General features: G+C 64.4%; 13 protein-coding genes and 1 tRNA gene. 6 read left to right on the forward strand and 8 right to left on the reverse strand.

Annotated elements, in window-relative coordinates; genetic code table 11:
* Positions 1-178: 178 nt before the first annotated feature.
* Both EPL01_RS14015 and EPL01_RS14020 read right to left on the reverse strand, forming a co-directional pair.
* Entirely contained in the window at positions 179-1,390 is a 1,212-nt protein-coding gene (locus tag EPL01_RS14015) for a methionine adenosyltransferase (RefSeq protein WP_135825901.1), read from the reverse strand.
* Positions 1,391-1,505: 115 nt separating this feature from the next.
* Positions 1,506-1,967: a DUF7522 family protein gene (locus tag EPL01_RS14020; protein WP_246045703.1), complete on the reverse strand. Its 462-nt coding sequence runs from the start codon at positions 1,965-1,967 to the stop codon at positions 1,506-1,508.
* A gap of 183 nt (positions 1,968-2,150) precedes the next feature.
* Here EPL01_RS14020 and EPL01_RS14025 point away from each other — a divergent pair, with 183 nt between their 5' ends.
* From EPL01_RS14025 to EPL01_RS14040, 4 genes are all read left to right on the forward strand, one after another.
* On the forward strand, positions 2,151-2,609 hold the full coding sequence (locus EPL01_RS14025; RefSeq protein WP_135825902.1) for a pyridoxamine 5'-phosphate oxidase family protein: 459 nt from the start codon (positions 2,151-2,153) through the stop codon (positions 2,607-2,609).
* A 566-nt stretch (positions 2,610-3,175) separates the two neighbouring features.
* Entirely contained in the window at positions 3,176-3,757 is a 582-nt protein-coding gene (gene cyaB, locus EPL01_RS14030; RefSeq protein WP_135825903.1) for a class IV adenylate cyclase, read from the forward strand.
* Positions 3,758-3,826: 69 nt separating this feature from the next.
* Complete coding sequence (purD, locus tag EPL01_RS14035; protein WP_135825904.1) at positions 3,827-5,116, forward strand: phosphoribosylamine--glycine ligase; 1,290 nt, start codon at positions 3,827-3,829, stop codon at positions 5,114-5,116.
* Positions 5,117-5,228: 112 nt separating this feature from the next.
* Positions 5,229-5,597: a DUF7344 domain-containing protein gene (locus EPL01_RS14040; RefSeq protein WP_135825905.1), complete on the forward strand. Its 369-nt coding sequence runs from the start codon at positions 5,229-5,231 to the stop codon at positions 5,595-5,597.
* 5 nt (positions 5,598-5,602) lie between these two features.
* Here the strand turns inward: EPL01_RS14040 and EPL01_RS14045 are convergent, their stop codons facing one another.
* The gene (locus EPL01_RS14045) at positions 5,603-5,923 is read right to left on the reverse strand and encodes a hypothetical protein (protein ID WP_135825906.1); all 321 of its coding nucleotides are present in this window, start codon (positions 5,921-5,923) and stop codon (positions 5,603-5,605) included.
* A gap of 217 nt (positions 5,924-6,140) precedes the next feature.
* On the opposite strand from EPL01_RS14045, the gene EPL01_RS14050 reads away from it, so the two are divergent.
* Positions 6,141-6,626, forward strand: a complete 486-nt coding sequence (locus EPL01_RS14050; RefSeq protein ID WP_246045709.1) for an acyltransferase — start codon at positions 6,141-6,143, stop codon at positions 6,624-6,626.
* Positions 6,627-6,629: 3 nt separating this feature from the next.
* On the opposite strand, the gene EPL01_RS14055 is transcribed toward EPL01_RS14050, so the two are convergent.
* The 5 genes from EPL01_RS14055 to EPL01_RS14075 form a co-directional block, all read right to left on the reverse strand.
* Positions 6,630-7,142 (reverse strand): hypothetical protein, encoded by a 513-nt coding sequence (locus tag EPL01_RS14055; RefSeq protein WP_135825908.1) that lies wholly within the window; start codon positions 7,140-7,142, stop codon positions 6,630-6,632.
* Positions 7,143-7,928 carry a mechanosensitive ion channel domain-containing protein gene (locus EPL01_RS14060; RefSeq protein ID WP_135825909.1) on the reverse strand — a complete coding sequence of 262 codons (786 nt, stop codon included), beginning with the start codon at positions 7,926-7,928 and terminating at the stop codon, positions 7,143-7,145.
* Positions 7,928-8,743 carry a diadenylate cyclase DacZ gene (dacZ, locus tag EPL01_RS14065; protein WP_135825910.1) on the reverse strand — a complete coding sequence of 272 codons (816 nt, stop codon included), beginning with the start codon at positions 8,741-8,743 and terminating at the stop codon, positions 7,928-7,930. Before dacZ ends, EPL01_RS14060 begins: the two co-directional genes overlap by 1 nt.
* Positions 8,744-8,962: 219 nt before the next feature.
* The gene (locus EPL01_RS14070) at positions 8,963-11,698 is read right to left on the reverse strand and encodes a M14 family metallopeptidase (RefSeq protein WP_135825911.1); all 2,736 of its coding nucleotides are present in this window, start codon (positions 11,696-11,698) and stop codon (positions 8,963-8,965) included.
* A 452-nt stretch (positions 11,699-12,150) separates the two neighbouring features.
* Positions 12,151-12,235 (reverse strand) — tRNA-Leu (locus tag EPL01_RS14075).
* Between the two features lie 530 nt (positions 12,236-12,765).
* Here EPL01_RS14075 and EPL01_RS14080 point away from each other — a divergent pair.
* Positions 12,766-13,095: a cyclin family protein gene (locus EPL01_RS14080; RefSeq protein ID WP_135825912.1), complete on the forward strand. Its 330-nt coding sequence runs from the start codon at positions 12,766-12,768 to the stop codon at positions 13,093-13,095.
* The last annotated feature ends 103 nt before the right edge of the window (positions 13,096-13,198 follow it).

Here is a 13,198-nt window from a genome sequence, read left to right on the forward strand (position 1 = left end):
GGCGAACTGGCCGAAGAACTCGACTGCACCGTCCTGCTGGTCCACTCGCGCGAACCGCGGCGACACACCTCCTGCAGTATCTACAGGCGAAACAGGCCGAGTGCCTCGGGGCTTGACCCCGAGGCGGTTCACTGGAGCGATTCGCGTTCTAAAACAAAAAAGCGCCGTGCAGGCGATTTCAGAACGTCGTGAGTTCGCCGTCGATGACGCGCTGGGTGATAGAGGTCACGTCGGCGAGTTCGCGGTCCACGATTTCCGTCACGTCGTCCTCGATGTCCGAAATCTCGACGCCCTCCTCGGTGACGACCTGCGCGTCGGCGACGTGCGGTTGGTCGATGGGGCGACCGATTTGGGAGAGGACGCGAATCCGGAGGTCCCGAATCCCCTCGACCTCGGCGACGACTGACTCGGCGATTTCGGTGCCCAGCAGGTTGTAAATCTTCCCGATGTGGTTGACGGGGTTCTTGCCGGAGGTGGCCTCCATCGACATCGAGCGGTTGGGCGTGATGAGGCCGTTCGAGCGGTTGCCCCGGCCGACGGAGCCGTCGTCGCCCATCTCGGCGCTGGTGCCGGTGGTCGTGAGGTAGATGTTCTCCTCGGTCTCGCCATCGCCGTCGGCGGTGTTGACGTAGACGCTCACGTCGCGGTCGGTGTACTCGTGGGCCACGTCGCGGACGAACTCGCGGACGGCCTCGATGGTGTCGTCGTAGTCGGCGCGGTCCTCGATGTACTTGTCGATCATCGCGGCGGCGACCGTGATGTCGATGGAGTCGCCCTCGCGCTTGCCCATGATTTTCACGTCCTGTCCGAGGGCGGGGTTGTCGTCGGCGAACTCGCCGTTGAGTCGTCGCTCGGCGTTCAGGACGATTTTCTCGGTCTCGGTCAGAGGAGCGTGACCGACGCCGAAACTCGTGTCGTTGGCCATCGGGACGGTGACGCCGTCCTCGCCGAAGACCTCCTTGAGGTCGCCGCTGCCTTCGCCCAGCTTCACGTCCACGATGATGTCGGTGCCGAAGTCGAGTTCGGGGAAGTGTTCGCCGAGGTACTCGCGGGCCGCCTTCAGCGCGATTGTCTCGGTCGGAATCGTCTCGCCCTGATACTCCTTGGTCGCGCGCCCGACGATGAGCATGTAGATGGGTTCGACCATCTCGCCGCCGCCGAACTCGGGGTCCGCGCGCCCGGCGACGAGTTGTGTCTCGTCCGTGTTGTAGTGGAGTACTTTGCCGACGCGGTCGAGGTAGGCGTTGGCGAGCGCCTGCGAGACGCGCTCTGCGATGCCGTCGCAGATGGAGTCGGGGTGTCCGAGACCCTTTCGCTCGACGATTTCGATCTCCTGGTCTTCGACTGCGGGTCGGTGAATCGGCTCGACTTGGATGTTCCGTTCGGTCATTACCCTGTCCTATCCGGTCACGGATTCTATAACTTGCGGAAACGAAATGCGGTATCGGCGATTACCTCCGGTTATCTTCTTTCCCGGAAGATTCGGCCGTTATTTCGGGTCTGTTCTATGAAAATAAATGCCGGTCTCCGGAGAAATCGGGGGTCACGACGACTCCTCGGCCAACACCTTCCGAAGCGAGATGGCCAACTCCTCGAAGCTCTGGATTTCCATGCTGTCGGTGGTCAGCAGGACGGTGGCCGTCCACGATGACGCGACTCACGAATCCGTCGGAGAACACCCGGATGGTGAACTCGTACTCGCCGATGTCGGGTTCGGCGTCGGCGGCCTCGTGGAGTTCGCGGTACGTCTCCTGGGAGTCGAAGCCGAGTCGCTCGTTGTCCACGAACCGGCCTTTGATTCCGCGAGTGCGCTCGGGGTCGCCGCCGTAGAGGTCCGACCGGGTGTAGAGGACGTCGAACTCCTCGGGCGTGAAGTAGACGACTGTTCGGAGCGTGTCGCCGAGCGCGGTCCGGGCGGTGCTGACGAGGCTGTCGCTGAGGGATTCAGAGATGGCTGTTTGGCTCATAATCGAGTACACTACGGTGCGACAGCGTATCAAGCTATCTGGCGGTTCGACGCCGAGAAAGCTGATTATATATAATTCTAAGAATTGTAATTATTGCTAAAGTGATTGTGTATGTTTCTTCATCGACCAAGCGAAGCTACGGCGGACCGGAGAACTATCTGCCAGCGCGTGGTACGCCTCCGCATGGCAAGATTCACCGGCGCGTGGACCGAGGAGGAAGTCGAGGCCTACCTGCAGGACGCCGCGATTCCCATCCGCCTCGCGTGCCACCGGCCCGACGAGTCGCTCTGGATGGTCGCGCTCTGGTATCGCTACCGGAACGGCACCTTCGAGTGTTCGACGTGGGCCGAGGCCGACGTAGTGCGGTACCTCCGCAACGACTCGGAAATCGCCTTCGAAGTCTCGGCCAACCACCCGCCGTACCGCGGCGTGCGGGGCAACGGCTCGACCAGCCTCGCCGAGGACACCGACAAGGAGGTCCTGCGCGACTTGCTGGAGCGGTACCTCGGCGGGACCGACTCGGAACTCGCCCAGTGGCTCCTCTCGGAGGACCGCGAGGAGGTCCGCATCCGGGTCAACCCACGCAGAGTCTACAGTTGGGACTACACCGACCGGATGCAGGAGGTCGCTACCGGGGAGTAGGCCGCGGTCCGGAAAACGGGCGCTCGGTGGACCAACCGCCGAGGGTGCGCTCGACTGAGCAAACCACCGGCAAACGCCCGATTGAGCAACCGACGCGGGTGGTCCTCGTGAGCGAAGCGAACGAGGGCTCGGAAGTCGCAGTCCGCGCAGGCCGGAGGCCGAGCAGAACCGTCTTCCGGTGGATGAAGGGGCCGCCCGGTCGCGGTCACGCGAGCGGAGTCTCACCGAACGAAGTGAGGTGACGGCTCGGGAGACGCGGTTTGTCTCCCGGTGCGAGTGTGACCTCGGGAGACGCGGTTTGTCTCCCGGTGCGAGTGTGACCTCGGGAGACGCGGTTTGTCTCCCGGCGTCCACTTTAGTCGCTCGTCGGCCGCTATCCGTCGCAACCACGTCCGTCGGATATGCCGACGAGCGACCGCGACCGGGCGGGGGCTTCAAGAAGACATCACCACCTCTATTCTGCGATTCGCGGTTGCGGTCGAACTGACTCCCGCTACACTCGCCTGAAGACGTTCCCACCGAAAACACAATCCCGAAAACCCGACCACTCTAACCCCTATCCAAGAATGTACGAGGTCGAAGTCAAGGTCCCGGCCGACCACGAGGAGGTCCGCGACAGACTCGCCGAACTCGGGGGCGACCCCGTGAACGAGGTCACCCAAGAGGACACCTACTACGACGCGCCCCACCGCGAGTTCGCCGAGACCGACGAGGCCCTCCGCGTCCGGCGGGAGATAGTCCGGAGCGACAGCGACGGAGAAACCCCCACGGAGGACGAGGCGTTCGCCGAACTCACCTACAAAGGCCCGCTCGTGGAGGCCGAGTCGAAGACCCGCCGCGAGGTCGAAACCGTAGTCGAAGACGACGAGGCCGCCGCCGAACTCCTCGGGGCGCTCGGGTTCGACCCGGCCGCCACGGTCCGCAAGGAGCGCGAGCGGTTCGCGCTCGACGGCTACACCGTCACACTCGACGCGGTGGACGGACTGGGCGAGTTCGTGGAGGTCGAGACCGAAGTCGAGGGCGAGGCGGACGTCGAGTCGGCCCGCGAGGCGGCCTACGACGTGCTTCGGGACCTCGGCCTCGACCCCGAGAATCAGATTCGGACCTCGTACCTCGGGTTACTGCTAGCGGAGGAAGACGAGGAGTAATCACTTTCTTGCATACTTCGGGCGGCGATAAGAGCAACCTTTACACTCCCGTGCCCACATTCTCCGGGCATGAGCGAAACAGTCCTGTTGGTCGGTGGCGGCGGCCGCGAACACGCGATTGCCCGGGCGCTGGGCGACAGCGACGCGGACCTCTACGCCTGCGCCGGAAACCGCAACCCCGGCATCGCGGCCATCGCCGACGGTTTCGAGACGGTCGAGACTGAGAACCCCAAGGCGGTCGTCGCCTACGCCGAGGAGGTCGGCGCGACCCTCGCAGTCGTCGGCCCGGAGGGGCCCCTCGCCGCCGGAGTCGCCGACGCGCTGGACGAGGCCGGAATCTACGCCTTCGGTCCGAACGAGGCCGAGGCCCGCATCGAGACCGACAAGGCCTACCAGCGCCGGTTCATGCGCGAACACGACATTCCCGGCTGTCCGGACTTCGAGACCTTCGACGACATGGACGCCGCCTGCGAGTTCATCGACGACTACGACGGCGACTTGGCGGTCAAGCCCGCCGGACTCACGGGCGGCAAGGGCGTCCGCGTTATCGGCGACCAGGTCACCGCCGAGGAGGCCAAGGAGTACCTCCGGGATTCGGACTACGACCGCGTGGTCTTAGAAGAGCGCCTCGTCGGCGAGGAGTTCACCGTCCAAGCCTTCGTCGCCGACGGCGACCTCCGGGTCACCCCCGCCGTGCAGGACCACAAGCGCGCCTACGAGGGCGACGAGGGGCCGAACACCGGCGGCATGGGAAGCTACAGCGATTCGGGTCTCGCGCTTCCGTTCATGTCCGACGAGGACTACCACGAGGCCGTCTCGGTCCTCGAAGCCACCGTCGATGCCTTAGACGACTACAAGGGCGTCCTCTACGGCCAGTTCATGCTGACCGCCGAGGGCGTGAAGGTCGTGGAGTTCAACGCCCGGTTCGGCGACCCCGAGGCGATGAACACCCTGCCCGTCCTGAACACCGACTTCCTCGACGTGCTGACCGGCGCGCGAGACGGCGACCTGCCGGAACTATCCTTCGCCCCGAAGGCGACCGTCTGCAAGTACGCCGTCCCCGAGGGCTACCCGGAGAATCCGACCGCAGGCGCGAAAGTCGAAGTAGACGAAGAGAGCGCGGGCGACGCTATTCTCTTCTACGCCAGCGTCGACGAGCGCGACGACGGCATCTACACCACGACCTCCCGCGCGTTCGCTCTAGTCGGCGTCGCCGACACCATCGCCGAGGCCGAGGAGATTGCCGAGGACGCCCTCGCGGTCGCTGGCGAGGAGGGCCTAGACGTGCGCCACGACATCGGCAAGGCCGACCTCGTCCAACAGCGCATCGACCACGTGGCGGAGCTTCGCGGCGAATAACGCGACTCGCTCGACTTTCTTCCATCTACGCGACGCTTACCTCGTCTCAGGTGTCGCCTGCCGCTCCTGCAGGCGATTCATAACAAACTCCATTCTGGCCGTCTCGCCGTCCATGTCTCTGAGCGACGCGCCCTCCGAGGACGCGCCCGACGATTCGATGACGACCGACCAAGTGTTCGACCTGCTGGGCGACGGCCAGCGCCGCCGGGCCATCGCGGCGCTCCGGGCGCGAGACGGCGAGGCGGACTTGGACGAGTTGGCCGAGGCGACCGCGGCCCGCGAGGAGGACGTCGAGCGCGAGCAAGTGGACGAAGACCAGCGGGAGCGAACCGCCGCGATGCTCCACCACGCCCACCTGCCGCGACTGGAGGACGCGAACGTCGCCGAGTACGACCCGATGGCCGGGGAAGTCGAGTTGACCGAAGTCGCGGAGGACTTGGACCCCTACTTCGAGGTCATCGAAAGCCACTCAGAGGTTTGACTGGTTTATGCGCCACCGCTGAGTAGCGCACCGATACCGACTGCCGCCAGGGCGGTATATTTTTTCGCGTCGGTCACGGCGTGACGGACTGGGTAGTCTTCCGGATGAAACCGGTCCTTCTGAAGGGTGTATTTATCATCGTACTCGCGGAGTTGAAGCGTGTCGGTTGCTTTGTCCTCTCGGTAGACCGCATTTGCACCGTCAGGAATTGAGAGTGGGGACTCCTCAAAGTTTTGAGGGAGTCCGACGACATGATTCTTCGGAACCGTGATTTTCTCGCCGTATTCTGCGTTACGAGCTTGGTTGAGGTACGAGTACCAATTCATATTACTCAGTTAACCTCCTATCAGTTTAAATGCCATCCTACCACGGTGAAAGTGAAAGTCGATGACTGTTCTGGTACGACTAGCTACTTTCAAGGCCGAACCGGTCCAACCCGAGTTCGTGCCCGACGAAACGGACGACCCCGACGAGCGAGACTCCGCTTCCGCCGAGGACCCCGACACCCCCAACGGAGAAGGCCCCGAACGACGCCACGACCGCATCGCGCGCCACGCCACGCCGGGACCGGGCAACTCCCTCCAGTCGTGGACGAGGGCCAAGAGTCCCCTCCGAGTCGCGCTGAACTACGTCGTCATCGTCCTCGCGCGCATCTCGCCGAGCCTGAAGCTGAAGAACCTCCTCCTGCGCTCTATCGGCGTGACGGTCGGCGAGGGCGTCTCGTGGGGGCTGGAATCGACGCCCGACGTGTTCTGGCCCGAACTCGTCACGGTCGAGGACCACGCCATCGTCGGCTACGACGCGACCATACTCTGCCACGAGTTCCTGCAGGACGAGTACCGGACCGGTGAGGTCAGAATCGGCGAGCGCGCGATGATAGGCGCGGGAGCCGTCATCCTGCCCGGCGTCGAAATCGGCGAGGGCGCGAGCGTGGCCGCCAACTCGCTGGTGACCCAAGACGTGCCGCCCGGCGAGACGGTCGCGGGAGTTCCCGCGAAACCGATGGGCGGGTCGGAGTCGCCGGAGTGACGGCTACTCCTCGCCGACGCCGAGCGCGACGCTTCTGACGACGTACTCCGCGACTGCGCCGAGGCAGGTCAGGCCGACCAACAGCGGACCGAAGACGAGGACGTACAAGCCGAGGGGGTCGCTCTCGCCCCGGACGCTGAGAAACGGCGGGAGAATCAGCACCGTCACGGCGAACAGCGCCGCGAGTGGTGCGACGAGCCGCCAGCGCGCGACGCAGTAGTACGGAATCGCGGCCTGCGCGCCGAGGACGACCAGCGCGGCCGCCGACCAGCCGAGAAAGGTGCCCGCGTCTGCGGCCATCCCGGCGGCAAAAGCGTCGGTGGCGACCCTCGAACCGGCCCACGCCGCCAAGCAGGTGAGTGCGTAGGCGAGGCCGCCGCCGAGTGCGAACCGCCGCGAATCGTCGAGGCGGTCCCTGAGAAGGTACGGAAGCGCGACGAAGAGGACCGCGACGAGCGTCGAGACGCCGACGTTCGCCGCATCGCTTCCGAGAATCGGGTCGGGCGAACCGGGCATCTAGTTCCGAATCCGGACGACGCCTTGCTCGAACACCCGACTGTTCGGGATGATGTACTCCTCGCCGTCGTTCTCGATGCGCGTGACGAACACGTCCACCTCTTGGACGATGCCCCTGTCCTCGCCGACCCGGACCTCGTCGCCGATGCCGTAGGGCTGGTTGAGCAGGAGGTAGACCCCCGCCGCCGAAGAGCGCAGGAGGTCCCGGAGCGCCACCGCGCCGAAGAGGATGATGGCGAACGCGTAGGCCCCCAGCAGGATGAGGAGGGCCAAGACCGCGACGCCGAGTTGGCCCAGCGCGACCAGCGCGGCGAGATAGACGATGGTGTACTTGACGAGTCGCGGGATGACGCCGACCTCGGGGAGTTTGACCGACCGCAGGCGCTCGCCGACCACCAACTCGGCCTTGTCGGCCACGACGAACCCGACGATGAACACGAGGATGGCGATGAACAGGTCGGGGATGAACGTCAGCACGCCGTTCCAGAACAGGCGGGCGTTCAGCAGCTCCGCGACGTTCAGCGCGATGAGGACCACCACGCCGTAGATGAACCACGAACTCAACCGCGAGACCAGCGAGACGGTATCGGTGCCCAGACTCTGAGCCGTGCGCTCGAAGGGGGTGCGCTCTACGGCCTCGGGGACACCCGCCGCGGTCAGGAGTCGCCGGTTGAGTCGCCCGATGACGTGACCGGCGACGCCGCCGACGACGAGGATGAGGAGGGCGAGGATGAACTGAAACTGGTCTCGCAGGAGGACCGAGAAATCGACCTGCAAGAGTCTCATCAGTACTCCTCCGGGTCGAGTTCCAGTACCAGTTCACCGCCCTTGAACGCCCGGACGAGGCCGTCGCTCTCCGAGAGGACGATGGCCGTGGCGTTCGTCTCTCGGGTGATGGCCCCGGCGGCCATGTGGCGCGCGCCGAGACCCTTCGGGATGTCCACGCCCTCCGCGGAGGGTTCGAGGTAGCGATAGGCCGAGACGATTTTGCCCGCGTCGCTGATGACGAACGCGCCGTCGAGCCGCGAGAACTCCTTGAGCATCACGTTCACGATGGGGTCGCCGACGTGGACGTGGGACTTCTCGAAGGGGTTGTAGCTGAGCGGCCGGGACTTGTTCATCACCTTCCCGGCGTCGCCGACGACGAACAGCGCGCCGACCGGCTTGCCCTTCTGGCCCTTCTGGCCCAACTCGATGGCCACGTCGAACACGTCGCGGATGACGCCGGGGTCGGCCCGCGAGTTGGCGAACAGGTCGTAGACGCCCGAGTGCATCGAGTCGCTGGCCCTCGCTCTGGTCACGGTGTCGATGCTGTCCTCGAACATGCTGACCGCGCAGACGACCACGTCGCCGTCCTCGACCAGCCCCTGTTCCATCGCGCCCTCGATACCGAACCGGATGCGCTCGCGGACGTTGTCGAACTCCAGCGGGAGTTCGACGAACGTGTCGGCCCCGACCGAGTTCTCGGGGCCGACGACCACCAAGTCGAGGTCGGTGTCGAGATCCGCGTAGCGGTCGTAGTAGGAACCGCTCGGGGAGAACAGAAAGACCGCGTCCGCGTCCTCGGTCACGTCCCCCAAGAGTTCGCTCACGTCAGCCATTACCCAAAACGACTCAGCGACCGGAGAAAAGGTTTGTGGGGATATTTATCATCGAATCGGGTGGTCGCGTCGTCTCGATGTCCCGGCGATTGCTCGGAGTCGCGCCGCGGAGCGCCCCGGAGATGGCAATCTGTCGAAACATTCCGTCCCTTCCTCGGGGACGGAAATCGAGCGCGACGCGACCTGCGGCCTTCGACGCCGAGAAGAGCGACTACCTCGTCACTCGCTCACCGAGACGTTCGTCTCGTAGCCCAGCGCGTTCGACACCATCATCATGCCGAGGTGCGAGAGCAGGTAGTCGCTCATCCCGAACGGGTGGAGGTGGTCCTGCGTCGCCGGCGGCAACGCCCCGCCGAGGACGTGAATCCCGCCCTCCGAGTCCGAGCGAGTCAGCGTCCCGGCGGACACGCCCGGACCCGGTTCTATCTCCTGATACTTCCCCGACGTGGTGGCGGCGACCGAACCGCCCGCCTCGCGGAAGGCCTCGGGGTCGACCAGCGTCATCGGGCAGTCCAACCCGAGGCTGTACCCCAGCGGGACCCACTTGCCGACCTCCAGTTGGCTGGGTTCGGTCCCCGCGAGTAGCGGATGGTCGTCGTTCCGGTCGCTGACGAACGAGGTGAACAGCGTGTGGTCCCGGAGGTCCTCGTCCGATAGCTGTCCCGCGAGTTCGTTGTCCATCGCCCCTAAGAGGTGAACGCCGGTGTCGGTCAGGACGAGGTTCCCGCCGCTCGCCACGTACTCGTCGAGCGCCGAGACGTACGACTGGGACTCCATCCCGTTAGCGTGGATGAGGACCACGTTGTCGAACGCGGGACCGCCGTCGCTCGTCAGGGCTCCGTCCCGAACGTCTCGAGCGGTCAGCGCCGTCATCCCCCCGTCGTCGGTGACGAACTCCTGATACTCCCGGAAGAACGCGAACGGCGACACCTCGTAGTCGCGTTGCGAGAACCCGAGGACCTCTCTCGGGTCGGGGTTCCCCTCGTCGGACTGCAAGACGCCGACGGTCACGTCGATGGACCGGGCCTGCGCGCCGACGTTCTCGACGTTCACCCGCCACGTGCCGGCGGTCCTCGCGGTGGCCGTCACCGTCGGACGCGTGGCACCGAACCCGCCGGTCGTCCGGAACCGGCGCGTCTGGACGACGTCTCCCTCGGGAGCGACCACCTCGATTTCGAGACTGCCACCGCCGACCGCGTTCACGACGAGTTCGCGTCCCGCCGCCGACACGTCCACTTCCAGACGCTCTCGGCTACCGGGGTCGAGTTCGACCGTCGCGGACGTCGTGTCGTAGGTGGTCTGGCCCCCGTCGCCGTCGAACGACAGGTCCTCGGAGGACCGGACCAGTTCGTCGGCGGTCACGTACGCCGTCGAAGCGCCGTCGGTCTGCACGCCCGCCTCGACGTCCTTCACGACGTACTTCGCCGTCGCCCGGATGACCGTCGCGTTGGCGACGACCCACGACTCGACCAGACTCGGGATGAACTCGTCGATGGAGTAGACCGTCTCGGTGGCGAACGTCTTGATGGTCCCGAGTCCGCCGTTCTCCTCGGCCCCCGACATCCAACTGATGGTGTCGCCCGTCGTCGAGTAGCCGAGGATGTCGAACAGCGTCCCGTACTTGAATGTGTTCTCGGGGACGGGGAGGTCCGCATCCTCCTCGTCGTACTCCGTGGCTATCTCCTCGTTGAGTCGCTCGAAGACGCCGCGGAGCTCCTCGTCCTCGATGAGACTGCCGAGCCTCGACTCGTCCAGCGCAGTGTCGATGGACCGCTGGAGCGCGTAGAGGTCCTGCATGTCCTCGTAGTCGTAGTTGCCGTTGAGCGGGAAGCTCTCGAGGAACGTGTCCGACGCGCCGAACCCGTGGAGGTCGACACCGTACTCTAAGTTCTGGTAGTCGCGGGTCCGGAAGTACTCCGCGATATCGAGTTCGCCCGGCACGTGTTCGGTGATGTAGTCGGGCACGTCGTCGTCGACTCCCGGCGCGTCGTCCTCTAAATCGGAACCGGCCGGTTCCGCCGGATAGTGCTCGGGGGTGATGTAGCCCGGCGTGGGGTACGACCGGTTCGGGTCGGCACCCGTCGGCAGGAGCGTCTTGTACTCGTTGACGCGAACTATCTCGTCCTCGGTGACCCGCTCGCCGCTGTAGTACTGGGTCTGCTTCGAGACCCACCCGTCGGGGTTGTTGACCACGAAGACGAAAGCCATCTCGTCGAGCAGGGGTTCGACCTCGGGTTCGTCACCCCGGAGCACGTCCTCGGCGAAGCGGAACATCCCCTCCGGGCCCTGCCGCTCGCTACTGTCCTGGTTGAACACCAGCAGTTTCTCCTTCTCGGCGAACGACTCGTCGTCGTTCACGTCGTTGGTCAACTCGAACAGCCAGATGTCGTTGGGTTCGATGTCGTGCGTGATGAGGTTGTACCGACCGGCGCTCTCGCCGATGGACTCCATCGAGAGCCTGTCGGAGTGCTGTTCGGCGAGGTGCTGCATGCCTTGGACCATCTCCTCGAAGGAGATGAGCCCGGTACTCTCCCGCGGCGCGGTGAATACTCGGTCGTCGTAGTTCTCCAGCCGCCAGAAGGGGTTCGCTCCCGGAGAGAAGAGGACCTCCTGTACGGCACCGACCTCGACGACGTCTCGCACCTGCTCGGGCGTCGGTTCGAGGTAGGCCGCCAGTTCCGGGTCGCGCGTGGTCCGGAGTTCGACGTCGAGTTCGCGGAGTTGGAAGACACCCGAGAGGCCGTCCAGTCGAACGAGGGTCTCGACCGACTCGGACGTCGGCGTGTGGTTGACGACGAACTCGTAGGTCTCGGAGAACTTCTCCGAGGTGATGTCCTCCTGGGCCGACGCCGCCCCGGGCACCAACAGCGTTCCGCTCGCGGCGGCAGACAACCGCAGAAACTGTCTTCTATCTATCGAGTACTCGTCCGTGATGCTCTGCTCGCGATTTGACATTGTTCTCCTGCCCTGCTATTCGTTACCACAAGGCAATCAAACGACAGTTGCCCGAACAATAGTATTTATTATACTTTCCATATAGTACAGCGCCTGTTATTGCTCGGTGACGAATCTCATTACTCGACGGGGGTTCTCCCGTGAAATCGTCATTCCGGTCTCTCGGAGTCGGTACTGTCGTTCGGGGTTCGGGACGGGAGAAAATGGGACTCGCTTTCAGTCGCGTCGAGAATGCGCGGGACCGGATTTGAACCGGAGCAAGACGGTCCGGGATGCTCGCTTCGCTGTCGTTCGAGAGAGCGAAGCTCTCTCGTGATGACGAAAATCTCCGATTTTCGAACCACGCTTCCGGGCGTGCGACTTGCAGGGTTCAACTCCTCGTCCGATTTTCGACGTTCACGGAGTGGCGAGCACACGCTACGCGGTGCTCGCCGAGTTGTTCACGTCGAAAATGCGCGGGACCGGATTTGAACCGGCGGACCCCTACGGGATAGCGTCCTAAGCGCTACGCCGTTGGCCTGGCTTGGCAACCCGCGCGCATCCTGCAATTCCGGCGAGGGCGATAAGAAACTGTCGTTCTCTGCGAGGAGCGCGTCGAGTGGGCACGCGGCACGGTCGTACGCTACCGCGCCGACTAAAGCAATCAGAACAATTTCTTAGAAACTTATATTATTTCTATACAATATATCTGTATTTGTCTAAGACGCGAGAGGGCTCCAACCACCGGAGCGCCCGGTCAACCAAACCGCCGTGGGTGGGGTGAAGGGGCCGCCCGGTCGCGTCCGGAGGACGTGGTCGTCTGAGCGGCCGCTATCGCGGGCCGGGCGGTGTCTCGCCGAACGAAGTGAGGCTCGGAAGACGCGGTTTGTCTTCCGGCGCGGAGAGCGCGCCGAATATCCTGCTCAACGACCGCGACCGGGCGGGGGCTTCAAGAAGACAACATCCACGGAATCCTGCTGTCCGCGCTCGCTATCACGAGAAAACGAGGAGACTGACCACCGATTGATAAAATAGCTCCTCCAAGCGCCCCCGAGATACTTATGTAATCCCGGTCGTAACCAACCTCCGTGTATCGGGCACGCGACCACGTCGAAAACGAGCGATGGCTCGCCGAAATCGAGGAGTCCGCCGACCGTCTGGAACTCGGGACCGAGGCCCGTTCGCGGGCGACCGACCTGTTCCTCTCGACCGTCTCGGAGTGGGACGACCCCAGCGACCGGGACGCCGACTCCCGGCGGGCCGTCGCGGCGGCCAGCCTCTACGCCGGGTCGCTCATCGAGGGCGACCAGCGCTCGCAGGGCGACGTTGCGGACGCTGTGGGGGTGGCGAGGCTGACGATTCAGCAACGCTGGAAGGACTTGCTTCGAGAGGCTGGTTTGGAACCGCCGTCTTGGTAATGGGCTGGAACTTGCTGGTTCGAGTTTATCTGTTTGCTCGGTTTGGGTGAGACCGCAAACCGTAGAATCGCATCGAGAGCTACCGCAGGAAACATCGGTGTGA

Origin of the sequence: Halorussus ruber (assembly GCF_004765785.1) — an archaeon.
In the GTDB taxonomy this organism is placed as follows: Archaea; Halobacteriota; Halobacteria; order Halobacteriales; family Haladaptataceae; genus Halorussus; species Halorussus ruber.

Excerpts from the sequence above, each read along its gene's own strand:
- EPL01_RS14070 (WP_135825911.1), bottom strand. The coding sequence starts at position 11,698 with ATGTCAAATCGCGAGCAGAGCATCACGGACGAGTACTCGATAGATAGA.
- cyaB (WP_135825903.1), top strand. The coding sequence starts at position 3,176 with ATGTACGAGGTCGAAGTCAAGGTCCCGGCCGACCACGAGGAGGTCCGC.
- EPL01_RS14040 (WP_135825905.1), top strand. The coding sequence starts at position 5,229 with ATGTCTCTGAGCGACGCGCCCTCCGAGGACGCGCCCGACGATTCGATG.
- EPL01_RS14060 (WP_135825909.1), bottom strand. The coding sequence starts at position 7,928 with ATGAGACTCTTGCAGGTCGATTTCTCGGTCCTCCTGCGAGACCAGTTT.
- EPL01_RS14055 (WP_135825908.1), bottom strand. The coding sequence starts at position 7,142 with ATGCCCGGTTCGCCCGACCCGATTCTCGGAAGCGATGCGGCGAACGTC.
- purD (WP_135825904.1), top strand. The coding sequence starts at position 3,827 with ATGAGCGAAACAGTCCTGTTGGTCGGTGGCGGCGGCCGCGAACACGCG.
- EPL01_RS14025 (WP_135825902.1), top strand. The coding sequence starts at position 2,151 with ATGGCAAGATTCACCGGCGCGTGGACCGAGGAGGAAGTCGAGGCCTAC.
- dacZ (WP_135825910.1), bottom strand. The coding sequence starts at position 8,743 with ATGGCTGACGTGAGCGAACTCTTGGGGGACGTGACCGAGGACGCGGAC.
- EPL01_RS14045 (WP_135825906.1), bottom strand. The coding sequence starts at position 5,923 with ATGAATTGGTACTCGTACCTCAACCAAGCTCGTAACGCAGAATACGGC.
- EPL01_RS14020 (WP_246045703.1), bottom strand. The coding sequence starts at position 1,967 with ATGAGCCAAACAGCCATCTCTGAATCCCTCAGCGACAGCCTCGTCAGC.
- EPL01_RS14015 (WP_135825901.1), bottom strand. The coding sequence starts at position 1,390 with ATGACCGAACGGAACATCCAAGTCGAGCCGATTCACCGACCCGCAGTC.